Annotated in this window: 22 protein-coding genes; 3 read left to right on the top strand and 19 right to left on the bottom strand. The window is 69.1% G+C overall.

Annotated features, from left to right (window positions below):
• Positions 1-9 precede the first annotated feature (9 nt).
• From PK606_RS01525 to PK606_RS01475, 11 genes are all read right to left on the bottom strand, one after another.
• The gene (locus PK606_RS01525; RefSeq protein ID WP_324559839.1) at positions 10-768 is read right to left on the bottom strand and encodes a 3-hydroxyacyl-CoA dehydrogenase; all 759 of its coding nucleotides are present in this window, start codon (positions 766-768) and stop codon (positions 10-12) included.
• 88 nt (positions 769-856) lie between these two features.
• On the bottom strand, positions 857-1,858 hold the full coding sequence (locus PK606_RS01520) for an FAD:protein FMN transferase (RefSeq protein ID WP_324559837.1): 1,002 nt from the start codon (positions 1,856-1,858) through the stop codon (positions 857-859).
• Positions 1,839-4,052 carry a PepSY domain-containing protein gene (locus PK606_RS01515; protein WP_324559835.1) on the bottom strand — a complete coding sequence of 738 codons (2,214 nt, stop codon included), beginning with the start codon at positions 4,050-4,052 and terminating at the stop codon, positions 1,839-1,841. Before PK606_RS01515 ends, PK606_RS01520 begins: the two co-directional genes overlap by 20 nt.
• A gap of 22 nt (positions 4,053-4,074) precedes the next feature.
• On the bottom strand, positions 4,075-4,551 hold the full coding sequence (locus PK606_RS01510) for a DUF2271 domain-containing protein (protein ID WP_324559832.1): 477 nt from the start codon (positions 4,549-4,551) through the stop codon (positions 4,075-4,077).
• 22 nt (positions 4,552-4,573) lie between these two features.
• Positions 4,574-4,906: a PepSY domain-containing protein gene (locus tag PK606_RS01505; RefSeq protein ID WP_324559830.1), complete on the bottom strand. Its 333-nt coding sequence runs from the start codon at positions 4,904-4,906 to the stop codon at positions 4,574-4,576.
• 259 nt (positions 4,907-5,165) lie between these two features.
• Complete coding sequence (fdxA, locus tag PK606_RS01500; protein WP_324559828.1) at positions 5,166-5,495, bottom strand: ferredoxin FdxA; 330 nt, start codon at positions 5,493-5,495, stop codon at positions 5,166-5,168.
• A 155-nt stretch (positions 5,496-5,650) separates the two neighbouring features.
• On the bottom strand, positions 5,651-6,991 hold the full coding sequence (locus tag PK606_RS01495; RefSeq protein WP_324559826.1) for a sulfate adenylyltransferase subunit 1: 1,341 nt from the start codon (positions 6,989-6,991) through the stop codon (positions 5,651-5,653).
• 111 nt (positions 6,992-7,102) lie between these two features.
• On the bottom strand, positions 7,103-8,050 hold the full coding sequence (cysD, locus tag PK606_RS01490) for a sulfate adenylyltransferase subunit CysD (protein WP_324559824.1): 948 nt from the start codon (positions 8,048-8,050) through the stop codon (positions 7,103-7,105).
• Positions 8,047-8,835, bottom strand: a complete 789-nt coding sequence (locus PK606_RS01485) for a phosphoadenylyl-sulfate reductase (RefSeq protein WP_324559822.1) — start codon at positions 8,833-8,835, stop codon at positions 8,047-8,049. Before PK606_RS01485 ends, cysD begins: the two co-directional genes overlap by 4 nt.
• A complete protein-coding gene (locus PK606_RS01480; protein ID WP_324559820.1) occupies positions 8,832-9,239 on the bottom strand; it encodes a DUF934 domain-containing protein in 408 nt (135 codons plus the stop codon). The genes PK606_RS01485 and PK606_RS01480 overlap by 4 nt, the downstream gene beginning before the upstream one ends.
• 17 nt (positions 9,240-9,256) lie before the next feature.
• Positions 9,257-11,065 (bottom strand): nitrite/sulfite reductase, encoded by a 1,809-nt coding sequence (locus tag PK606_RS01475; protein WP_324559818.1) that lies wholly within the window; start codon positions 11,063-11,065, stop codon positions 9,257-9,259.
• A gap of 254 nt (positions 11,066-11,319) precedes the next feature.
• Here PK606_RS01475 and PK606_RS01470 point away from each other — a divergent pair, with 254 nt between their 5' ends.
• Entirely contained in the window at positions 11,320-11,532 is a 213-nt protein-coding gene (locus PK606_RS01470; protein WP_324559816.1) for a dodecin family protein, read from the top strand.
• 81 nt (positions 11,533-11,613) lie between these two features.
• Here PK606_RS01470 and PK606_RS01465 read toward each other — a convergent pair whose 3' ends face one another.
• Genes PK606_RS01465 through PK606_RS01445 form a run of 5 tightly spaced genes read right to left on the bottom strand, consistent with a single transcriptional unit; the run spans position 11,614 to position 17,919 of the window.
• Positions 11,614-13,104: a nucleobase:cation symporter-2 family protein gene (locus tag PK606_RS01465; protein ID WP_324559814.1), complete on the bottom strand. Its 1,491-nt coding sequence runs from the start codon at positions 13,102-13,104 to the stop codon at positions 11,614-11,616.
• A gap of 58 nt (positions 13,105-13,162) precedes the next feature.
• Complete coding sequence (locus tag PK606_RS01460; protein WP_324559812.1) at positions 13,163-14,410, bottom strand: M20 family metallopeptidase; 1,248 nt, start codon at positions 14,408-14,410, stop codon at positions 13,163-13,165.
• Positions 14,411-14,462: 52 nt separating this feature from the next.
• Positions 14,463-16,244, bottom strand: a complete 1,782-nt coding sequence (gene uraD, locus PK606_RS01455) for a 2-oxo-4-hydroxy-4-carboxy-5-ureidoimidazoline decarboxylase (RefSeq protein ID WP_324559810.1) — start codon at positions 16,242-16,244, stop codon at positions 14,463-14,465.
• Positions 16,245-16,257: 13 nt separating this feature from the next.
• A complete protein-coding gene (gene puuE, locus PK606_RS01450; RefSeq protein ID WP_324559808.1) occupies positions 16,258-17,208 on the bottom strand; it encodes an allantoinase PuuE in 951 nt (316 codons plus the stop codon).
• A gap of 30 nt (positions 17,209-17,238) precedes the next feature.
• On the bottom strand, positions 17,239-17,919 hold the full coding sequence (locus tag PK606_RS01445) for a GntR family transcriptional regulator (RefSeq protein ID WP_502920767.1): 681 nt from the start codon (positions 17,917-17,919) through the stop codon (positions 17,239-17,241).
• Positions 17,920-17,980: 61 nt separating this feature from the next.
• Here PK606_RS01445 and uraH point away from each other — a divergent pair, with 61 nt between their 5' ends.
• Positions 17,981-18,334, top strand: a complete 354-nt coding sequence (uraH, locus tag PK606_RS01440; protein ID WP_324559804.1) for a hydroxyisourate hydrolase — start codon at positions 17,981-17,983, stop codon at positions 18,332-18,334.
• 224 nt (positions 18,335-18,558) lie between these two features.
• On the opposite strand, the gene PK606_RS01435 is transcribed toward uraH, so the two are convergent.
• A complete protein-coding gene (locus PK606_RS01435) occupies positions 18,559-18,717 on the bottom strand; it encodes a hypothetical protein (protein ID WP_324559802.1) in 159 nt (52 codons plus the stop codon).
• Positions 18,718-19,010: 293 nt separating this feature from the next.
• Here PK606_RS01435 and PK606_RS01430 point away from each other — a divergent pair, with 293 nt between their 5' ends.
• Positions 19,011-20,225, top strand: coding sequence for a urate hydroxylase PuuD (locus PK606_RS01430; RefSeq protein ID WP_324559800.1), 1,215 nt, complete (start codon positions 19,011-19,013; stop codon positions 20,223-20,225).
• 74 nt (positions 20,226-20,299) lie between these two features.
• Here the strand turns inward: PK606_RS01430 and PK606_RS01425 are convergent, their stop codons facing one another.
• Complete coding sequence (locus tag PK606_RS01425; RefSeq protein WP_324559798.1) at positions 20,300-20,869, bottom strand: hypothetical protein; 570 nt, start codon at positions 20,867-20,869, stop codon at positions 20,300-20,302.
• A gap of 26 nt (positions 20,870-20,895) precedes the next feature.
• Positions 20,896-21,144: a GlsB/YeaQ/YmgE family stress response membrane protein gene (locus PK606_RS01420; RefSeq protein ID WP_324559796.1), complete on the bottom strand. Its 249-nt coding sequence runs from the start codon at positions 21,142-21,144 to the stop codon at positions 20,896-20,898.
• Positions 21,145-21,249 lie beyond the last annotated feature (105 nt).

The following is a 21,249-nucleotide window of genomic DNA, read 5'->3' as shown; positions in this document are numbered from 1 at the left end:
AGCGGCGGATCACTTCGGCGCCATGCGGATCGCGCCGTCGAGCCGGATCACCTCGCCGTTGAGCATGTCGTTCTCGATGATGTGCTTGACCAGCTTGGCGTAGTCCTCCGGCTTGCCCAGGCGCGAGGGGAAGGGCACCATCGCCGCCAGCGCGTCCTGCACCTCCTGCGGCATGCCCATCAGCATCGGCGTGCCGAAGATGCCGGGCGCGATGGTCATGTTGCGGATGCCGTTGCGGCTCAGGTCGCGCGCGATCGGCAGCGTCATCCCCACCACGCCGCCCTTGCTGGCTGCGTAGGCGGCCTGGCCGATCTGGCCGTCGTAGGCGGCCACGCTGGCGGTGCTGACCAGCACGCCGCGCTCGCCGGTGGGCTCGGGCTCGTTTTTGCACATCGCGTCTGCGGCCAGGCGGATCATGTTGAAGGTGCCGACCAGGTTGACCATGATGGTTCGGGTGTAGACGTCGAGCTTGTGCGCGCCGCCCTTGCCCACGGTCTTCTCGGCCGGCGCGATGCCGGCGCAGTTGACCAGGCCCATCAGCTTGCCCAGCGAGCTGGCCTTGGTCACCACGGCCTGGCCGTCGGCCTCGCTGCTGACGTCGCACTTCACGAAGGCGCCGCCGATGTCCCTGGCCACCGCCTCGCCCTTGTCGACCTGCATGTCGGCGATCACCACCTTGCCGCCTTCGGCCGCCAGCATGCGTGCCGTGCCTTCACCCAGGCCGGAGGCGCCGCCGGTGACGATGAAAACCTTGTCCTTGATCTGCATGGCCGTTCCTTGATAGTTGTGGGGGATGACGGATTATCGGCGGCCGGTCGGCTCGATCACAGCCGGTTTCGGCGCCTGTGGCAGCTTGTCACCGCACCGCGTCAGCGACTCGAGCAGGCGTGCCGGGCTGCGCGAAGCGTCCGATGCCCAGTTCGACCCAGCGCTGCTCGCGGCGCAGCAGGAACAGCGCTTCCAGGCCCATGCGCTGCGCCAGCGCCAGGCCCTGCTCAGGGCCCGCGACCAGCAGGGCGGTGGCCCAGGCGTCGGCGCTCATGCAGTCGCTGGCCAGCACGGTGACCGAGGCGACGTCGTTGTTCACCGGCGCGGCGCGGCGCTCGTCCATGGTGTGCGACAGGCGCGCTGCACCGATCTGCACCCAGCGGCGGTAATCGCCCGAGGTGGCGACCGCCACGTCGGCCAGTTCGATCACGCCGTGCGCGGCGCGGCGGCCGGGCTCGGGGCTTTCCACCGCCACCGCCCAGGGCTGGCTGTCCGCCTGGGCGCCGAGCGCGCGCAGTTCGCCGTCGAGCGCGGCCAGAGCGTGTGCGACACCGTGGCCCTTGAGCACGGCAATCAGCCGATCGACGCCGTAGCCCTTGGCGATGCCGCACAGGTCGAGCTGCATGGGCGCGTGCTTGCGGGCGCGGGCGGCAGCCGGGTCCAGTTCGAGTGACCGGTGCGCCGGGCCCCGGTCCGACTGCCTGGCGGCGCGGATGGCGGCGGCATCGGGCGTGTCGCTCCCGGCGCCGAAGCCCCAGGCCTCGACCAGCGCGCCGACGGCGGGATCGAAGGCGCCGTCGGAGAGGCGCGCGATCTCGAGTGCGCGCGACAGCACTTCCATGATCTCGGGCGGCAGCGCCACCCATTCGTCGATCCCGGCGCGGTTCAGGCGCACCAGGTCGCTGTCGGGTTTCCACAGCGACATCTGCTGGTCGACCTGATCGACCGCGTCAGCCAGCGCTGCATGCAATGCGGCCTGGTCGAGTTCCCGATCGACGTCGCACAGCACCGACCAGCGCGTGGCCATGGTCGGCCCGTGCAGGCTGGCGCGCAGCAGCTGCCGCGCCGCCTCAGAAGGTGTCTTCGGCATAGCGCCCGCGCGCCTTCAGTTGCTGCACGCTCAGGTTGACGGTCGAGAGGATCGCGTCGAGCGCCTGCGCCGCGCCCTGCGCCATCGGCCGGCTGCCGCAGACGCGCACCACGGCGCCGCCGGAGACCAGTTCGCGCAGCCGGTCGGCGTCGCGGCGCAGGGCGTCCTGCACGTAGCCGCCGCCTTCCGGCACGCGGGAGAAGGTGGTGCGCAGGCTGGCCAGCCGCTGGTCCTTGAGCCACTGCTCGATCTCGGGGCCGAAGAAGTAGTCCAGTGCCGGGTCGCGCACGCCGTAGTACAGGTGCATGGGCGCGCGCCGGGTATTGCCGCGGATGAAGCCCGCCAGCGGCGCCACGCCGGTGCCGGCACCGATCAGCATCACTGGCGCGCGGCTCGATTCGAGCGCGAACGCCGAATTGGGCCGGATGAAGGCCTGGATGCGCGCGCCCGGCTGCAGGCCGTGCAGGTAGCCCGAGCAGACACCGCCCTGGACCTTGCGCACGCAGATCTCGACGAAGCCGTCCTTCCAGCCGGAGGCCAGCGAGTAGAAGCGCGGCACCGGTGAGCCCGGCGGCACGATGCCGATCAGGTCGCCGGCGGCGAAGCGGCGCAGGCCGCGCCCGCGCAGGCGGTCGATCCAGCTCAGCTGCGGCCAGCTGAAGCGCAGGATGGTCGCCGGCTGGTCGTCGCCGCCGGGGAAATCCTGGCGCGACACCAGTTCCAGTTCGGTCGTCGCCGGCAGGCGCGGCCGGTAGTCGATCGCCAGCGGCTCGCCCAGGGCCTGCGCCACGGCCTTGCCCCAGCGCGCGAACTCCTGCGCCGACTGCTGGTGGATGCGCTCCAGCGGCAGCAGCTGCGGCCAGCCGCGGGTGCGCAGGGCCTGCTCGACCGCTTCCGCATAGGCGCAGAAGGCGGTGAACTGCCGGTCGCCGAAGCCCAGTACCGCCACCCGGGCCGCGCCGGCCGGTTCCTGCGCGATGCGATCCAGCGCGCGCGCCGCATGGGCCGGGGCCTGGCCGTCGCCGTAGGTGGCGGCCAGCACGAAGACCTGCCGCGCCGCCGCGCCGGCGCGGAAGCGCTCCAGGCCGCTGGTGTGCACGCGGTGGCCGGCGTGCACCAGGGCCGTGTGCAGCGCCTCGGCGAAACCCCAGGTGCTGCCGTTCTCGCTGGCGACGAAGATCAGCGTGTCGGCTTGCGGCAACGCGCTGTTGTCGGCGATGCGGGGTACCAGGCGGCGCGCCTGCAGCCACAGCAGCAGGCCGGTGACCCAGAACAGCGGGATGCTCAGGGTCGCCAGGCCGAGCACCAGCGCCCACGCCCAGGCGCTCTCGCCGGTGTGCAGCACCATGGCCCAGTCCTGCAGGCGCTGCGCCAGGGTGGCGTCGTGCCAGTCCAGCGTCTGGCCGGAATAGCGGTCGATCCAGCCCTGGCCCTGCCCGGTGGTGACGCGCCAGGTGTCGTCCGGATCGTCGGCGGCGGGGAAGTTCAGCTTGCGCAGCTCCCCTACCTTGACCTGCTGCAGCAACTGCAGCTGGGCCGCCGGCAAGGCGATGGGCGTGCTGCTAACGACGGTGGAGACCACGTTGGGGTCGGCGTCCGCGTCGACGCTCACCAGGCCGAAGGTGACCGCGCTCATGTACAGCGCGGTGATCGAGGACAGGCCCAGCACCGCCACCAGCAGCTGCCCGGCGATGACGTGGAGGCGCTGCAGCAGGGTGCCGCGGGCGCGGGAAAACAGCTTGCGCCAGCCGCCCTGGCGGCGCTGCAGCAGCACCAGACCGGAGACGGCCAGCAGCAGCATGGCTAGCGCCACCACGGCCGCCGTGACGCGGCCGGCATCGCCCAGCAGGAAGGAGCGGTGCAGGTTCTTGAACCAGCGGAACAGGGCCGAGGGCTGGTAGTCACCCAGCACGCGCCCGTCGGCGGGATCGATGCGGTCGGCCCGGGCCTGGTTGCCGTCGAACGAGAACACCACGATGTCGCCTGCCGGCAGGCGGCGGATTTCTTCCGCGCCGGGGATGGTGCCCGACACGCGCTCGGCCAGGGTGGCGACCGGCAGCTCGACCGGCGCCGGGCTGGCCTGCCAGGCCGAGATTAGCGGATCGATGGCCAGCACCGTGCCGGTGATGCCGACCACCAGCGCCAGCGCGCCGGCCACCAGTCCCAGCCAGCGGTGGATCTGCCTCCAGACCATCAGGACGCCTTTCTTGTCGTGCTTACTGCAGCTGGTAGCTGAGCGACTGGATGTACTGCTTGCCGGCGTGCGGCTTGCCGGCGTTGTCGGCGCTCAGGGGCACGCGGATCTCGGACGGGCTGTCGCGCATGTCCTCGGCGGCGGCGTCGATGCGGATCTCGTAGCCGGCGTCGATCAGCGCGTCGGCCAGGTCGGCCGTCACTTTCAGCGTGCGGCCGGCGCCGACGCTGGCGCCGGTGACGCCCTGCAACCGCTTGCCGTCGGCGGCCGACAGGCGGTTCCAGTCGGCCAGGTGCTTGTAGTACTTGGCCTTGCCGCCAGCCACCCACAGGGTGCGCACGTAGGCGCCCTTGGCATCGGTCAGGTAGACGGCCAGGTAGGCGCCGTCGCCGCCGTAGTTCTTCAGCTGGGTGGTCAGTGTGACCGAGCGGGCCTGAGCCATGGCGGGCAGGGCCAGCGCCACGGCGGCGGCGAGGGTGGTCATCAATGGTTTGGACATGGTGGTTTCCTTCTCGGATGGGTCATTCGGTCTGGCCGCGCAGGCGGCGGCGCTCGCGCTCCGGCCCCTCGCCGTCGCCGCGCCGCCTCAGCTTCACGATGCCGAGCGTGCGCGGGTCGATCCGGGCCTTGAAGAGCTGGCCCTGGGCGTCGCGCCCGCGAATCTCGTAGCAGCCGTCGTCGATCTTCAGGTGCTGCACCAGCCAGCCCTGCTGGGCCGCCATCTGCATCACCGCATCGCGCGACTGCCACTCGCGCACCGGCGCCTCACAGTCGTCTTCGGCCAGGGCCGGCCAGGCGAGCAGGCTGGCCGACAGGAGCAGCGGGACGCAGGACAGGGATCGAATGGGTTTCATGGCGGACTCTCCTTGGCGATGAATCGCCGCACTGTGGATGCCGTGAAGCTATTCTGGGCAAGCCATCTGAACCCAAGCTGAAAGCTTTGTGACCGGCGTGTAAAGCAGGCTGGCGCGATGTGACGCAGATCAAGCGCAGCCGGGAAATGCGCGGGCAACGCCGCTTCGGCCGCGCCTGGCCAAGCAGCCAAAAGAAAGCGACCTGGGCAGCAGCCGGCTGCTGCCCAGGTCGCGGCGAGCGGATGTCAGCGGCGGGCGCTCAGCGGATCAGCTCTTTCAGCTTGCCGGTCTTGTTGGCCCAGTCCTCGTGATCCGGCAGCGGCGCCTTGCGCTTGGTCAGCGTCTTGAAGTTGGGCGACTTGACCAGCTCGGCGTTGATGGCGGTCATGTGCAACTGGTCCTTGGGCAGGTCTTCTTCCGCGTAGATCGCGTTGACCGGGCATTCCGGGATGCAGACCGCGCAGTCGATGCACTCGTCGGGATCGATGGTGAGGAAGTTGGGTCCTTCCAGAAAGCAGTCGACGGGGCAGACGTCCACACAATCGGTGTATTTGCAGCGGATGCAGGCTTCGGTGACAACGTGGGTCATGGTGTATAGCGACTTCGAGTGAGCTTGAAATGCGCTTCGCGTGATGCAGTGCCAAGGCGTCGGCGAAAACTTGCAATTTTAGGTGTTTGCTTGCGGCCAGCCAATCCAATGGCGGAAGGTCAGCAGGGCTTGCGGCACGGCGTGCGGTCGCACGCTCAGTTCAGCAGAACGGCACCCGCCGTCCGGTGGCTGGCGGTATCGACCAGGATCAGCGAACCGAGCGTGCGGCTGCGTGCGAAAGCGGTGGCTGGGATCGCTTCCTGCAACGCCAGCTCGACACGGCCGATGGCGTTGGGTTCGAGTTGTGCGGCCGGCTCGCGCGCCAGGGTCTGGATGTCCAGGCGCTCCACCACGCGGCGCACCCGGGCCTTGACCCAGCGGTGGCCGTGCAGCGCCCAGTACACGCGGCCGGCGACCAGCGGCTCGTCGTCGAGCCAGGCGATGGTGACCGCGAGTTCGCTTGTGGTCGACCATGCGGGCGTCGGCGGCGCATCGTCGAAATCGTCGATGGCCGTTGCGGGCGCCGGCGCGGCGACGATCCAGTCGCCGCGCGAGACATCCAGCTCACGGTCGAGCACGATGCCGGCGCTGTGCCCGGCGGCGATCGCTCCGGGTGCGCGCGCGTGGTCGAGCACCTGCGCCACCAGCGCCTGCTGGCCGCTCGGCAGCAGCTGCACCGGCGTGCCGGCGGCGACGCGGCCGGTGGCCACGCGGCCCCAGAACACGCGGCGGCCCTGGCTGGTGTCGCTCGACGACGGGAATTTCTCCACCCACTGCACCGGGAAGGCCAGCGGCAGGCCGGTTTCGCGCGGCGTGACCGGTAGGCGCTGCAGGATTTCCAGCAGCGTCGGTCCGGCATGGCCGCACCAGTGCGGATCGCGCGGGCCGGCGTCGACCACGTTCCAGCCCTGCAGCGCCGACACCGGCACGGTGGCGACCGCCGCGATGCCGGCCTGCTCGGCGAAGGCCTGCAGCGCACCGCCGATGTGCCGGTAGGCCAGCGCCGGATCGGCCACGGCGTCGAGCTTGTTGACGGCGAACACGATCGAGGGCACGCGCAGCAGCTGCAGCAGCAGCGCGTGGCGCCGCGTCTGCGGCAGCAGGCTGACGTCGGCGCGGGGCCAGTCGAGCTTGGTGGCGTCGACCAGCACCACCGCGGCGTCGGCCTGCGAGGCGGCGGTGACCATGTTGCGCGTGTACTGCTCGTGCCCCGGCGCATCGCCGATGATGAACTTGCGCGTCGCGGTGTTGAAGTAGCGCCAGGCCACGTCGATGGTGATGCCCTGCTCGCGCTCGGCCTGCAGGCCGTCGGTCAGCAGCGCTAGGTCGGCGCCGGCACCGCGGGCGATGCCGGCCAGCTGGTCCTGCAGCACCGCCCGGCTGTCGACCAGCAGGCGGCCGATCAGCGTGCTCTTGCCGTCGTCGACGCTGCCGCAGGTGATGAAGCGCAGGGCGGTTCGGGTGTCGCTCGTGGTGATGGAATCAAGGGTGGTCATGGTGGATTCGATGCAGAAACGGAACACGGGGGCACCGAGGCACGGAGAAAGGAAGCGAGAAAGCCTCTGAGTACCCTTGTGTCTCCGTGCCTCTGCGTTCCGTCGACGATCTCAGAAATATCCATCTCGCTTGCGCGATTCCATCGACGCGTCCGACGTCTTGTCGTCCATGCGCGTGGCGCCGCGTTCGCTGACCTCGGCGGCCAGGGTCTCGATGACGATCTGGGCGGGGGTGGCGGCGTCGCTTTCGACCGGGCAGGTGCAGGTGATGTCGCCGACGGTGCGAAAGCGCACGCTGCGGGTGCTGACCTGCTCGCCGTCCTTCGGTGGTGTCAATGGCGTCACCGGCACCAGCAGGCCGCGGCGCTCGATCACCTCGCGCCGGTGGGCGTAGTAGATCGAGGGCAGGGCGATCTGCTCGCGCTCGATGTACTGCCAGATGTCGAGTTCGGTCCAGTTGCTGATCGGGAACACGCGGAAATGCTCGCCGCTGGCCAGGCGCGTGTTGAACAGCGTCCACAGCTCGGGCCGCTGCGCCTTCGGTTGCCACTGCCCGAAACCGTCGCGGTGGCTGAAGATGCGCTCCTTGGCGCGCGCCTTCTCCTCGTCGCGCCGGGCGCCGCCGATCAGGGCGTCGAAGCGGAATTCCTCGATCGCCTCCAGCAGCGTCACCGACTGGTGCGCGTTGCGGCTCTCGCCCGCGTGCGACAGGCGCACCGTGCCGCGCGCCATGCTGGCCTCGACGCCGCGCACGATCAGCCGCGCCTGCAGTTCGGCGGCGCGCTGGTCGCGGAAGTCGGTCACTTCGGGGAAGTTGTGGCCGGTGTCGATCATCAGCAACGGATACGGGATCCTGCCCGCGCCGAATGCCTTCTCGGCGCACTTCAGCAGCACCAGCGAATCCTTGCCGCCGGAAAACAGCAGCGCAGGGCGCTCGAAGGCGGCGGCGACCTCGCGCAGGATGAAGATGGTCTCTTCTTCCAGGGCGTCGAGATGCGCGTGGCTCAGTTGCCGGCCGTGCGCGGGCTGCAGCAAACGGGGTTCGGTGCGCGCGTTCATGCGGCCACTCCCGGGTTCTGACGGACGTGCAGGCCGCATTCCTTCGCGGTCTCGTCCTCCCACCACCAGCGCCCGGCGCGGAAGTCCTCGCCCAGGGCGATGGCGCGGGTGCAGGGCGCGCAGCCGATGCTGGGGTAGAACTGGTCGTGCAGCGGGTTGTAGGGCACGGCGCGGGTGGCGATGTAGTGCCAGACGTCGCCCCAGCTCCAGCCGGCGAGCGGGTTGTATTTCAGCAGGCCGCGGTTGTCCTGCTCGGAGCGGTCGACCAGCGGCACGTCGGCGCGCGCGCCCGACTGCTCGCGCCGCAGGCCGGTGATCCAGGCCTTCTTGCCGGCCAGCGCGCGGTTCAGGGGCTCGAGCTTGCGGATGGCGCAGCAGGCCTTGCGCAGCGCGATGCTCTTGTACATGGCGTCGGCGCCTTCGCGCGCGACGAACTCGGCCGCCGCCTCGGGCACCGGCTGGTACACGGTGAGTGGCGCGTAAGGATGTGCCGCCTGCTGCGCCTTCAACTGTTCCAGCAGCGCCAGCGTCTCGGCGTGCAGCAGGCCGGTGTCGAGCACGAAGATGCCGATCGGCAACTGGTGCGCGTTGATCAGGTGCGTGATCACCATGTCCTCGGCGCCCAGGCTGCTGGCCTGCGACACCGGGCCGGTGGCCGCCGCCTTGAGCAGCGTGACCACGGTCTCGCGCAGCCTGGCCTCGAACTCGGGCGAGGGGCGGGCGTGCAGCTCGATCGCCGACGCCCGCGGCGCCGGATCGCTGGGAAATCGCACCGGTGCGTTCATGCCGCCACCCGTTCGTCGTTGCGCGCGAACAGCGGGCGCGGCTGCAGCACGTCGCCCTGGTAGAAGGCGGCATAGCGCGTGAACTGGCGCTCGGCGGCGCCGGCATCGAGGCCTTCGGCCAGCACCGCGCTGCTGAAGCCGCTGCGCTGCATCTGCACCAGCTGGTCGATCAGCACGTCGCCGGTGGCGCGCAGCTCGCCGCGGAAGCCGTAGCGCCGCCGCAGCAGAACCGCCTGGCTGAAGGCGCGGCCATCGGTGAACACGGGGAATTCCAGCTCGATGCGGGCGACGCCCTCGAACGCGCCCTGGGCCGCCAGCGCGGCGAGGTCGGCGTCGTTGGCGATGCGCAGCACGCCCGGCGTGTCGGCGTCCTGTCTGTGGTCTGGGTGGGGGATGAGTTTCATGTCGGTGTCCTGGTTTCCTAGGCCGCTGCTTCCTCGGTCCGGGTCGGGCTGCGGCGCTCCGGGTCCAGCCGTGCGCCGTTGGCGGCCTGCTTGAACGGCTCGTGGCCGACCCGGCGCAGGGTGTCGATGAAGTGTTCCCGGGGACCTCCGCGCAGGCGGCGGTAGGTGGCGAGGATGGCGTCGACCACGCCCGGCACCTCGGCGGCCGAGAACGAGGGGCCGACCACCTTGCCCGGCGTCGCCGGGCCGGACAGCTGCGAGCCGTCGCTGCCGCCGAGCGTGACCTGATACCACTCCTTGCCGTCCTTGTCGACGCCGAGGATGCCGATGTGGCCGCTGTGGTGGTGGCCGCAGGAATTGATGCAGCCGCTCATGTGCAGGTCGATCGGGCCCAGGTCGGTGACCTCGTCGAGGTTCTGGAAGCGCGCCGTCAGCGCCGCGGCGATCGGCAGCGAGCGCGCGTTGGCGAGCGAGCAGAAGTCGCCGCCGGGGCAGACGATCATGTCGGTCACCAGGCCGATGTTGGGCTGGGCCAGACCGAGCGCGCGGGTGCGCTCGTACAGCGCTGCCAGGTCGCTGGCGTGGACCCAGGGCAGCAGCAGGTTCTGCTCGTGCGTCAGGCGCGCCTCGCCGGCGCTGAACACCTCGGCCAGTTCGGCCAGCGCCTCCAGCGTGTCGGCGTTGGCATCGCCCGGCGCCCAGCCCGGGCGCTTGAACGACAGCGTGACCACGCACAGCTCGTGCACCCGGTGCGCGCCCACGTTCTGCTTCAGCCAGCGCTGGTAATCCTGGCCGGCGATGTTGATCCGGCTCGGGATGCCGGCCGGGCGCAGCGGCGGCACCACGAAGCAGGCCTTGACACGCCCGAGCTCGGCCGGCGTGATGGTGTGCGGCGCGCCGTCCTGCTCGACAATGGCTTGGTACTCGGTCTCGACCTCGTCGATGAAGCGCTGGCCCTCGGCCTTGACCAGGATCTTGATGCGCGCCTTCCACTTGTTGTCGCGCCGGCCGTAGCGGTTGTAGACGCGCACGATGGCCTCGACGTAGTTCAGCAGCTGGTCCCAGGGCAGGAACTCGCGCACCACCGGGCCGATCAATGGCGTGCGGCCCATGCCGCCGCCGACCCGGACCGTGAAGCCGGCCGCGCCGGCCTGGTCGCGGCGCGCCTGCAGGCCGATGTCGTACCAGCCGATGGCGGCGCGGTCTTCGTCAGCGCCGTTGAAGGCGATCTTGAACTTGCGCGGCAGGAAGGCGAACTCGGGGTGCAGCGTGCTCCACTGGCGCAGGATCTCGGCGAACGGGCGGGTGTCGAGGATCTCGTCGGGTGCGATGCCGGCCAGCGCCTCGCAGGTGATGTTGCGGATCGCGTTGCCGCTGGTCTGGATGCCGTGCATCTGCACGCTGGCCAGCAGCGCCATCACGTCGGCCGCCTTGGTGAGCGGAATCCAGTTGAACTGCACGTTGGTGCGGGTGGTGAAGTGGCCGTAGCCATACCTCAAAGGCGGCGCCGCCAGCGTCAGGCCGGGCTGTGAGGCCTGCAGTGCGTCCTGCGTGCGCTGAGCATGCGCCAGCAACTCGGGGTCGGGGCGGTCGTACTCGCGCGCGATGCGCGCCAGCATGCGCAGCTGGGCGCTGTTGATCTCGCCGTAGGGCACGGCGATCCGGGCCATCGGCGCGTAGCGCTGGATGTACCAGCCGTTCTGCAGGCGCAGCGGCAGCAGCTGCTCGTCGGTCAGCTCACCGCGCTGCCAGCGTTCGAGCTGGTCGCGGAACTGCTGTGCGCGCAGGCGCACGAACTCTTGGTCGAAATCGGTGTACTGGTACATCGTCGCGTGGGTTTCAGACTCGGGCCACGGCGCCGCGCGCCGCTTCAGGTCTGGGCGACTGTACCGGCGGGTTATGCCAAAACAAACCAATACTTTGTTGTTGATATATGCCAATTCAGCATAAGAGCGCATGGCGCTTTGGCTGACGCCGGCATCAGGCCGGCGCCCACACGGCAGCCGCCGGGCGCGGCCTAAGGTCAATGTGTTTTCACCCACCGGCCTGCCAAGGCCGCCAACCCAGAAGGAGTCACACCATGACCGTCGCCAAAGTCATTGAAATCAGCGCATCCAGCAGCAAGAGCTTCGAGGACGCCATCCTCAGCGGCATCGGCCGCGCCGCCGACACCATCGACCAGGTCCGGGGCGCCTGGATCAAGGAGCAGAAGGTCGTCATCGAGCACGGCAAGATCACCGAGTACCGCGTCAACATGAACGTGACCTTCGTGGTCGGCTCGGTCGACAAGTAAGCGGCAGTTGCCGGCGCGGCGAGCGCGCATGAAAAAGCCGGCCCCTGGGCCGGCTTTTTCAGTTGGGCATCGGGCGCCCGGTCAGTGCGCCTCGGCCTGCTTGGCGGCGCGGATCGCCGCGCTGGTGTCGCCCTTGGCGCCGTTGAAGTACAGGTTCAGCAGCACCGCCATGATCGAGGCCAGCAGGATGCCGGATTCGATCAGCGGGTGGATCGCGTGCGGCAGCCACTGCGAGTAGCGCGGCGCGATCAGCGGGATCATGCCGAAGCCGATCGAGATCGCCACGATCAGTGCGTTGTGGCGGTTGTTCATGAAGTCGACGCCGCCCAGGATGCGGATGCCCGTGGCGGCGACCATGCCGAACATCACCAGGCCGGCACCGCCCAGCACCACGGTCGGCAGTGACTCCACCAGCGCCGCCATCTTCGGCAGCAGGCCGAGCACGATCAGGATGATGCCGGCGGCGACGCAGACGAAGCGGCTCTTGACGCCGGTGACCGCCACCAGGCCCACGTTCTGCGAGAAGCTGGTGTAGGGGAAGGTGTTGAAGATGCCGCCGATCAGCGTGCCCAGGCCGTCGGTGCGCAGGCCGCGCGCCAGCGCCGGCTGGTCGATCTTGGTGTCGGTCATCTCGCCCAGCGCCAGGAACATGCCGGTCGATTCGATCATCACCACGATCATCACCAGCACCATGGTCAGCACCATCACCGGATCGAAGATCGGCACACCGAAGTGGAACGGCAGCACGACGTCGAACCAGTGCGCCTTGGCGACCTTGTCGAAGTTCATCGCGCCGGTCATGGTGGCGACCACGCCGCCGACGATGATGCCCAGCAGCACCGAGATGTTGGCCAGGAAGCCCTTGCCGAACTTGGCCACCAGCAGGATCGAGGCCAGCACGATGGCCGAGATGCCGATGCCGCTGAGCGAGGCGTAGCGCGGGTTCGGCATGCTGGGCGCCAGCGCGACGCCCTGCGGCACCGGCGGGAAGCCCTCGGCGCCGGCGGCGGCGGCGCTGCGCACGTGGCTCAGCCATTCGCTGTGCTCGGGCGACACCACCAGCGGCGCCGTCGGGCCGACCGGGTTGCCGAAGATCCAGTTGATCCCGACGCGCATCAGGTCGATCCCGATCACCGCGATGATGGTGCCGGTGACCACCGGCGGGAAGAAGCGCAGCATGCGGCTGACCAGTGGCGCGATCAGGATCGAGATGATGCCGGCGCCGATGATGGCGCCGAACAGCATGCGCGCGCCGTCGGTGCCGGGCGCGCTGTTGGCGATCGCCACCATCGGCCCGACCGAGGCGAAGGTGACGCCCATCACCACCGGCAGCTTGATGCCGAACCACTGGGTGGCGCCGAACGACTGGATCAGCGTCGCCAGCCCGCAGCAGAACAGGTCGGCCGAGATCAGCAGCGCGACCTCGTCCGGGCTCAGCTTCAGCGCGCGGCCGACGATCAGTGGCACGGCGATCGCGCCGGCGTACATCACCAGCACGTGTTGCAGGCCGAGTGCCGCCAGCTTTCCGGTCGGCAATACTTCGTCAACCGGATGGACGGTGCTTGTGCTCATGGTTTGTCTCCTGGGGAAAGGTCGGTCTTGGCGCCGATCGAAGGGAAAGGATCGTGGTTCAGGCCAGCAGGTCGGACAGCGTGCGCGCCACCACCTTGGTGGCACGGCGCAGGTCCTCCAGCTCGACGCGCTCGTCCGAGCGTTTCGCGTGGCTCTCCAGCACCGTGCGCGGGCCGGCACCGTAGATCACGCCCGGAATGCCGCGCTCGACGTACAGGCGAACGTCGGTGTAGAGAGGGGTGCCGACGGCAGGCGGCCTGGCGCCGAACACCGTCTCGCCGTGCTTCTGGATGGCGTCCACCAGCGGCGCGTTGCCGGCCAGCGGGGTCATCGCGTTGGCCAGCAGCAGGCGCTTGATCTCGACCGTGATGCCCTCGTCCTGGCGGCCTTGGTTGAAGGCGCGCGCGGCCTCGGTGATGACGGCACGGATGTGGGCCTCGACCTCGGCCGGCTTTTCTTCCGGAATCATGCGGCGGTCCAGCTTGAACACCACCTTGCCCGGAATCACGTTGGTGTTGGTGCCGCCCTCGATGCGGCCGATGTTGAGGTAGGGGTGCTTGATGCCCGGCACCTGCGACGTCACCTGTTGATACTGGCGGTTCTCGTCGAACAGTGCGTTCATGATCGCGACCGCACCGTGCAGCGCGTCGATGCCGGTGTGCGGCACGGCGGCGTGCGCCATCTTGCCGTGCACCGTGACCTCCATCTGCAGGCAGCCGTTGTGCGCGGTCACCACCTCATAGCTGAAGCCGGCGGCGATCATCAGGTCGGGGCTGGTCAGGCCCTGCTCGAGCAGCCAGCCGGGGCCGAGCAGGCCGCCGAACTCCTCGTCGTAGGTGAAGTGCAACTCGACCGTGCCGCGCGTCGGCCTGGCAACGGCCTCCAGCGCGCGCACGGCGAAGGTGAAGGTCGAGAAGTCGCTCTTGCTGACCGCGGTGGCGCGGCCGTACATCTTGCCGTCCAGCACCTCGGCGCCGTAGGGGTCATGGGTCCAGCCGTCGCCGGGCGGCACCACGTCGCCGTGCGCGTTCAGCGCGATGGTGCGCCCGCCGTCGCCGTAGGGCCGGCGCACGATCAGGTTGGTGATGCTCTGCATGCCGTAGTCGCGCACCTGCTGCTCGGGCACCGCGTGGTGCTCGGCCTCGAAGCCCCAGGCCTTGATCAGCTCGGCGGTCTTCTCGGCGTGCGGCGCGTTGTTGCCGGGCGGCGTGTCGGTAGGCACGCGCACCAGCTGCTGCAGGAACTGCACTTGTTCGTCGAAATGCTGGTCGATCCAGGCATCGAGGGCGGCGTAGCGGTCGGTCATGGCAATGGGGTCCAGTCCAGAGAGAAAGGGGCAGGGCAAAGGCGCGCGGCGCTCAGCCCGCGAGCCCGTGCAGGAGGTGCTGCATGGCGCGCACGGCGAGCTCCATGTCTTCGGCGTTGGTCGATTCGAGCGGGTTGTGGCTGATGCCGGCGTTCTCGCCGCGCACGAACAGCATGGCCTGCGGCATCACCTCGTGCAGCTTCATGGCGTCGTGGCCGGCCCCGCTGGGCATGCGGAACACCGGCAGGCCGAGTGATTCGACCGCGGCTTCCCAGCGTTGCTGCCAGGCCGGCGCGCTGGGCGCGGCGCTGGCGCGCATGGTTTCCTCCAGGGTGTAGCGCACGCCGCGCCGGGCGGCGATCTGCTGCAGCTGCTCCAGCACGTCGGCCGCCAGCGCATCACGCTGGGCGTCGTTGGGTGCGCGCAGATCGAGGCTGAAGCCGCAGCGCCCCGGTACCACGTTGATCGAGCCGTTGGGCACGCCCAGCATGCCGATCGTGGCCACCGAGTCGCCATCCTGTGCCGCGCGCTGCTCGAGGTAGAGCGCCAGTTCGGCGGCCGCGCAGGCGGCGTCGCGCCGGCGGTCCATCGGCGTGGTGCCGGCGTGGCTGGCCTGGCCGATGAATTCGCCGATGAAGCGCATGCTGCCGTTGATCGAGCTGACCACGCCGAGCGGCAAGCCCAGCTCGTTCAGCACCGGGCCCTGCTCGATGTGCACCTCGATGAAGCCCAGGTACTGCGCCGGGTCGCGCTTGATGGCGGCGATGTCCTCGACGCGCAGGCCGGCGTGCTGCATGGCCTCGCGCATGGTGATGCCGTCGGCGTCCTGTTGTTCCAGCCACTCGCGCTGGAAGTCGCCGATCAGCGCGCCCGAGCCGAGGAAGGTGGCCTTGTAGCGCTGGCCCTCTTCTTCCGCGAAGCCGACGACCTCGAAGTTGTAGGGCAGACGGATGCCGCTGCGCGCCAGTTCCTGCACGCACATGATGGGCACGAAGATGCCCAGGCGGCCGTCGTACTTGCCGCCGTTGCGCACGGTGTCGTAGTGGCTGCCGGTCAGCAGCGTCTTCGACTGGCCGCGGCCGGCCGCCTCGTCGGCGCTGAGGTAGCGCCCGACCACGTTGCCGACCGCATCGATGCCGACCTCGTCAAAGCCGGCTGCGCGCATGTTGCGGCTGATCTGCTCGGCGCAGGCGCGGTGCGCGTCGGTCAGGTAGGTGACGGTGAGCTGGCCGGCTTCGGCAAAGCCGGGATCGCTGTGCTGTGCCAGCGCTTCGTGCCAGTCCCAGACCTGGTTGCCCAGTTCGGGCTCGGCGCCGAACTTGTCGGCCAGGCGGATCTCGGCGATGCGGTGGATGTTGCGCAGCGCCTCGGCCAGCTCGAAGTCGGGGTGGTTGTGCAGCCGGCGCGCGAAGGTCTCGATGATCTGCGCTTTGGCCAGGCCGCTGCCGCGCGGACCGCGCACCGCCAGGATGAAGGGAAAACCGAACTTGTCGTTGTAGTCGGCGTTGAGCTGCTGGATGCGGGCGAATTCCTCCGGCGTGCAGTCGGTCAGGCCGGCCTTGCCCTGCTCGTTGGTCGATTCCGCCGTCAGGGTCTTGGCCACCATGGCCTTGCCGGCCAGCTCCGGGTGGGCGCGGATCAGCGCCAGCTGCGGCTCCTTGCCGGCGCGCGCCAGCACCTCGGTCAGCGCGTGCTTGAGCTGCGCCAGCGACTTGAACGGCCGCTGCTTCAGCGCCTCGGCGGCGATCCAGGGCGTGTGCTCGTACAGGCCGTCGAGCATCTGCTCGGCTTCGGCCGGCGCCGCGGTGTTGAGTTGGTCGAGTGTGTAGGCCATTGGTAAGTGGTATTCAGTCCTGATACGGGTGGGTCGCGATCCAGTGGCGCGCGATGTCGATGCGGCGGCACACCCACACATCCTGGTGCGCCGCGACGTGGTCGAGGAAGCGCTGCAGCGCCGTGATGCGGCCGGGCCGCCCGAGCAGCCGGCTGTGCATGCCGATGCTCAGCATCTTGGGCCGGTCCAGGCCGGTCGGGTCGCCCTCGGCATACAGCGCATCGAAGCTGTCCTTCATGTACTGGAAGAACGGCTCCGCGTGGCTGTAGCCCTGCGGCAGCGCGAAGCGCATGTCGTTGCAGTCCAGCGTGTAGGGCACCACCAGGTGCGGCACCACGCTGCCGTCGCTGCGCCGCACCTTCATCCACAGCGGCAGGTCGTCGCCGTAGTAGTCGCTGTCGTAGAGCAGGCGACCGTCGTCGACCACCAGGCGGCGCGTGTTGGGGCTGTCGCGGCCGGTGTACCAGCCGAGCGGGCGCTCGCCCAGCAGGCGCTCCATGATGGCCAGCGCCTCGGCCATGTGGGCGCGCTCGGTGGCCTCGTCCATGTTCTGGTAGTGGATCCACTTCAGTCCGTGGCAGGCGATCTCGTCGCCGCGCTGCTGGAACACCTGGACCACGTCGGGGTTGCGCTCGAGCGCGGTGGCGACGCCGAACATCGTGAGCGGCCAGCCGCGTGCCTCGAACTCGCGCAGCACGCGCCACAGGCCGGCGCGCGCGCCGTACTCGTAGATGCCGTCCATGCTCATGTGGCGCGCCGGGTAGGCAGCGGCGTTGAACAGCTCGCTGAGGAACTGCTCGCTGCCGGCGTCGCCGTGCAGCACGTGGTTCTCGCCGCCTTCCTCGACGTTGAGCACGAACTGCACCGCGATGCGGGCGCCGCCCGGCCAGCGCGCGTGCGGCACGTCGCGGCCGTAGCCGACCAGGTCGCGGGGATAGGGGGCGGTGCTGTCGTAGATCTTCATGGTGAGGTCCGAATGAGAGGCGGCACGGCGTCAGGCAGCTGCCAGTGCCGTACCGAGATCGTGGGTCGGCACCGGGCGGTCCAGGTTCAGGCCCTGCTCGACGTGGTCGAGGTGCTCCTTCATGAGCTTGACGGCCCTGGCCACGTTGCGCTCGGCGAAGCACGCGACCAGTTCGGCGTGCTCGTCCGACGAGTGGTGCGCCGCGTGGCTGCTCTGGTACATCAGCGTCGCGATCGCGCAGCGCGCCAGCAGGTCGCGCAGCACCTCGGCAAGTACCTGGTTGCCCAGCAGTTCGGCCATGCGCACATGGAAGTGGCTCAGCAGCTCGGTGCGTCCCTCGACGTCGTCGCCTTTCACCGCGGCCTGCTCGCGCGCCACGTGCTCGCGCAGCGCGTCGATGTCGGCGTCGCTGGCCTCGCGCACGAAGGCGCGCGTCATCTCGAGCTCCAGCATGCGGCGCACGCTGAACACCTGGCGCGCCTCGTCGGCCGAGGGGCTGGCGACGAAGGCGCCGCGCGCCGGCTCCAGCGTGATCAGGCGTTTTTGCGACAACTGGTACAGCGCCTGGCGCACCAGGGTGCGCGAGACCCGGAAGTGATCGGCCAGCTTCTGCTCGGCCAGCTTGGCACCGGGCAGCAGGCGGTGCTCGACGATGGCATGCGTCAGCGCCTGCACGATCAGACCGGTGTTCGAGCTTTCCATGTCCGTCATGATAGTCCGATTCTGCTAAAGTGTATACACTTTTGTCCACAATTCTGAGAAGGAGATTTCCATGGGCCTGAGCACGCACGTCCTCGACACCATGCACGGCAGCCCGGCGGCCGGCATGCAGGTGACGCTTTACGAGACCCACGGCGACGCCGTCAAGCTGGTCAAGCGCTTCACGCTCAACAGCGACGGCCGCAACCCGGACGGGCAGCTGTACGACAACGACAGCCTGCGCGCCGGCACGTATCGGCTCAGCTTCGAGGTGGCGGCGTATTTCCGTGCCCGCGGCGTGGAACTGCCCGAGCCGCCGTTCCTGGACGTGGTGCACCTGGACTTCGGTGTCGCGCACACCGATCAGCACTACCACGTGCCGCTGCTGGCGAGCCCGTGGAGCTATTCGACCTACCGCGGGTCCTGACGCGGTGCGTGGCCTGTTGCCGTAGACAGGCATTCAGATAGGAACGAAGACCGGCGCACGCGACCGGTGCGAAGGTGCCGGACGGTGCTTGCCGGGTGCGCAGGCTGGCATGCCGGCGCAACTGGCGTGGCCGGTGCAGCCTGTAGTGGCTCGATGGCCACGGTGCCTGAAGGCACAGAAAAACGGCGCCCTCGGGCGCCGTTTTCGTGACTGCGGTGCGCGCGTCAGCCCTGGTGCGGACGCTTGCCCGGGTTCTTCTTGCTGCGCGTGTGGGTGCCACGCTCCAGGCTGCTCTTCTGGCCGGCGCCCTGCTTCAGGCGCGGCGCGCCCGGCAGCGGCGGCGTGGCCTTGCGCATGGCTTCGGTGACGATCTTGTTGCCCATGATGAATTCCTTTTGCCTGCCGACAGGCGGTGATGGTGAGCTGGAAAACCCGCCATTTTCCATCATTTCGCCGCTGCGCGCTCCTGCACCTGCGGATCAGGCCGATATCTGTTGCGCGATATCACCATATCCGTATTTACCCTAGGTCGATTGCGAACAGTTTTGTATACACTTTACGCAGATCGCAGCGGTGCCCAACGGCAGCGTCCATCACCGGACGGTGCCTGATGCGCGATCACTTTCGAACGGCTCGCAGCGCCCGCGGTGGCGGGCCGGATGAAAGGTATTCACCAATGGAAGCATATCTGCTGGACTGGGCCAACCTGCTGCTGCGCTGGCTGCACGTGATCACGGCGATCGCGTGGATCGGGTCCTCGTTCTACTTCGTCTTTCTCGACAGCAGCCTGCTGGCGCCGACCGCCGAGGACCTCAAGGCCAAGGGCGTCGATGGCGCCATCTGGTCCGTGCACGGCGGTGGTTTCTACCATGCGCAGAAGTACATGGTGGCGCCCAAGGGTGGCATCGACAGCAAGCTGCACTGGTTCTACTGGGAAAGCTACGCCACCTGGCTCTCGGGTTTCGCGCTGTTCTCGGTGCTGTACCTGTGGAACGCCAGCGCCTTCCTGGTCGACAAGCAGGTATTCGACTGGTCGCCGACGGCGGCTGGTGTGACCGCGGTCGGCTTCCTGGTGGCGTTCTGGTTCATTTATGACGCGATCTGCCGCGTGTTCGGCTTCCGCAAGAATGGCGACCGCGTCGTTGCGGCCCTGCTGCTGGTGGTGGTGGCGCTGTCGTGCTGGCTCGCGACCGAGCTGTTCTCGGGCCGCGCCGCCTTCCTGATCGTGGGTGCCATGCTGGCCACCGCGATGAGCGCCAACGTGTTCTTCTGGATCATCCCGGGCCAGCGCAAGGTGGTGGCGGCGATGACCAGCGGCAAGCCCTACGACGCCGGCGCGCTGGCCGTGCACGGCAAGCGCGGCAAGCAGCGCAGCGTGCACAACACCTACTTCACGCTGCCGGTGCTGATCGCCATGATCAGCAACCACTACAGCTTCTTCTACAGTCATCCGCAGCGCTGGCTGGTGCTGTTCCTTCTGATGCTGGCCGGTGCGCTGATCCGCCAGTTCTTCGTGCAGCGCCACAGCTGGCACCTCGGGCGTGCCGGCCATCCGTGGCCGTATGCGGCGGCCGGCGTGCTGGTGCTGCTGGCCATGGTCGCCTGGCTGCGCCCGGCACCGGCTGCGCCGGTGGCGGCACTGCCGGAGGTGGTGGGCTACGCCGAGATCAAGCCGGTGATCGAGCAGCGCTGCTACTCCTGCCACGGCGAGGCGGTGCAGATGAAGAACCTGCGCCTGGATTCGCACGAACTGGTGACCCAGGCCGCGCCGCTGATCTACCAGCAGGTGGTGGTGAGCAAGATCATGCCGCTGTCCAACTCGACCCAGATGACCGAGACCGAGCGTGCGATGGTGGCGCGCTGGTTCGAGGGCCTGGAAAAGAAACAGTAGGCGCCAATAGGCGGACAGGACGAAACGCACGCCTTGGCGTGCGTTTCTCGTTTCTCAGGCCTTGCGCTTGGCCGCTACAGCCCCGGCCGCGCGCTCATCGTGGCGCCATCCTGCGCCACCGGCGTCCCGGCTGCCGGTTCGGGCGCCGGCAGGGCCAGCGGCGCCGCCAGCACCACGCGCACGCAGTCGCGGATGTGCTGCTCGCCCAGGTACTGCAGCGCCGCGTAGCCGAGCGCGCCCGACACCAGCTGGCCGGCGATCGGCACGTAGCGCGCGACCTGCGCGGTGGTCAGGCGCATGCCCAGACTGCGCGCGAAGCGCAGCACCAGGGTCTTCGTGACAGCGCGCCCGGCCAGCACCGAGCCGATCATGCCGATGGCCTTCTGCACGCGCTCCTTCTCGCGTGCGTTCAGCTTGGCGATCTGGTGCGGCGCCAGCCCGAACTCGGCGTTGATCCGGGGCAGCAGCTGCGTCAGCATGGCGGCGTCGGCAGCCCAGTCCAGGCCTGGCAGCGGCACCGCGCCGGCCACGCCAGCGGCCAGCGCGCGCTTGCGCAGCATGCGGCGGCTGCGCCGCACCGCCTGCTCCAGCAGCGCGTGCCCGCGCGCCAGCTCCAGCGCGTCTTCGGGCTTGTCCTTGGCCATGCTGCGTGCGTGCCGGACTGCCTTTATCAGCGCTTCTTGGTGACCATGCCGTAGATCCACAGCACGATGATGGCGCCGATCACTGAGGCGATCCAGCCGGGCGCGGTGCCGGGGCCGTACAGGCCCAGCGCGGCGCCGCCATAGCCGGCCAGCAGGGCGCCGACGATGCCCAGGATGGTGGTCATGATGAGGCCCATGCTCTGGTTGCCCGGCATGACGGCGCGCGCGATCAGGCCCACGATGAAGCCGACGATGATGGTGACGATGATGCCCATGGAATTGCTCCTTCGGTCGCGGAGGTGGTGAACGACAGCGGGCACTTTAACCGCGGAAGCGGTCGCTGGCGTGACGGTTGGCCAAATTGCGGCATTGGCCTACAG

Source organism: Ottowia sp. (assembly GCF_035444425.1).
Lineage (GTDB): Bacteria > Pseudomonadota > Gammaproteobacteria > Burkholderiales > Burkholderiaceae_C > Ottowia.
The sequence above is the reverse complement of the archived record's forward strand: the minus strand, read 5'-3'. Positions and strand labels throughout refer to the sequence as shown.

Bases quoted from the DNA above. Each gene is read 5' to 3' on its own strand.
- PK606_RS01515 (WP_324559835.1), bottom strand. From the start codon at position 4,052: ATGGTCTGGAGGCAGATCCACCGCTGGCTGGGACTGGTGGCCGGCGCG.
- uraH (WP_324559804.1), top strand. From the start codon at position 17,981: ATGGGCCTGAGCACGCACGTCCTCGACACCATGCACGGCAGCCCGGCG.
- cysD (WP_324559824.1), bottom strand. From the start codon at position 8,050: ATGAACGCGCGCACCGAACCCCGTTTGCTGCAGCCCGCGCACGGCCGG.
- PK606_RS01425 (WP_324559798.1), bottom strand. From the start codon at position 20,869: ATGGCCAAGGACAAGCCCGAAGACGCGCTGGAGCTGGCGCGCGGGCAC.
- PK606_RS01460 (WP_324559812.1), bottom strand. From the start codon at position 14,410: ATGACCGACCGCTACGCCGCCCTCGATGCCTGGATCGACCAGCATTTC.
- PK606_RS01480 (WP_324559820.1), bottom strand. From the start codon at position 9,239: ATGAAACTCATCCCCCACCCAGACCACAGACAGGACGCCGACACGCCG.
- PK606_RS01445 (WP_502920767.1), bottom strand. From the start codon at position 17,919: ATGACGGACATGGAAAGCTCGAACACCGGTCTGATCGTGCAGGCGCTG.
- PK606_RS01420 (WP_324559796.1), bottom strand. From the start codon at position 21,144: ATGGGCATCATCGTCACCATCATCGTCGGCTTCATCGTGGGCCTGATC.
- PK606_RS01510 (WP_324559832.1), bottom strand. From the start codon at position 4,551: ATGTCCAAACCATTGATGACCACCCTCGCCGCCGCCGTGGCGCTGGCC.
- PK606_RS01430 (WP_324559800.1), top strand. From the start codon at position 19,011: ATGGAAGCATATCTGCTGGACTGGGCCAACCTGCTGCTGCGCTGGCTG.
- uraD (WP_324559810.1), bottom strand. From the start codon at position 16,244: ATGGCCTACACACTCGACCAACTCAACACCGCGGCGCCGGCCGAAGCC.
- puuE (WP_324559808.1), bottom strand. From the start codon at position 17,208: ATGAAGATCTACGACAGCACCGCCCCCTATCCCCGCGACCTGGTCGGC.
- PK606_RS01525 (WP_324559839.1), bottom strand. From the start codon at position 768: ATGCAGATCAAGGACAAGGTTTTCATCGTCACCGGCGGCGCCTCCGGC.
- PK606_RS01470 (WP_324559816.1), top strand. From the start codon at position 11,320: ATGACCGTCGCCAAAGTCATTGAAATCAGCGCATCCAGCAGCAAGAGC.
- PK606_RS01465 (WP_324559814.1), bottom strand. From the start codon at position 13,104: ATGAGCACAAGCACCGTCCATCCGGTTGACGAAGTATTGCCGACCGGA.
- PK606_RS01485 (WP_324559822.1), bottom strand. From the start codon at position 8,835: ATGAACGCACCGGTGCGATTTCCCAGCGATCCGGCGCCGCGGGCGTCG.
- PK606_RS01495 (WP_324559826.1), bottom strand. From the start codon at position 6,991: ATGACCACCCTTGATTCCATCACCACGAGCGACACCCGAACCGCCCTG.
- PK606_RS01475 (WP_324559818.1), bottom strand. From the start codon at position 11,065: ATGTACCAGTACACCGATTTCGACCAAGAGTTCGTGCGCCTGCGCGCA.
- PK606_RS01435 (WP_324559802.1), bottom strand. From the start codon at position 18,717: ATGGGCAACAAGATCGTCACCGAAGCCATGCGCAAGGCCACGCCGCCG.
- PK606_RS01505 (WP_324559830.1), bottom strand. From the start codon at position 4,906: ATGAAACCCATTCGATCCCTGTCCTGCGTCCCGCTGCTCCTGTCGGCC.
- PK606_RS01520 (WP_324559837.1), bottom strand. From the start codon at position 1,858: ATGCCGAAGACACCTTCTGAGGCGGCGCGGCAGCTGCTGCGCGCCAGC.
- fdxA (WP_324559828.1), bottom strand. From the start codon at position 5,495: ATGACCCACGTTGTCACCGAAGCCTGCATCCGCTGCAAATACACCGAT.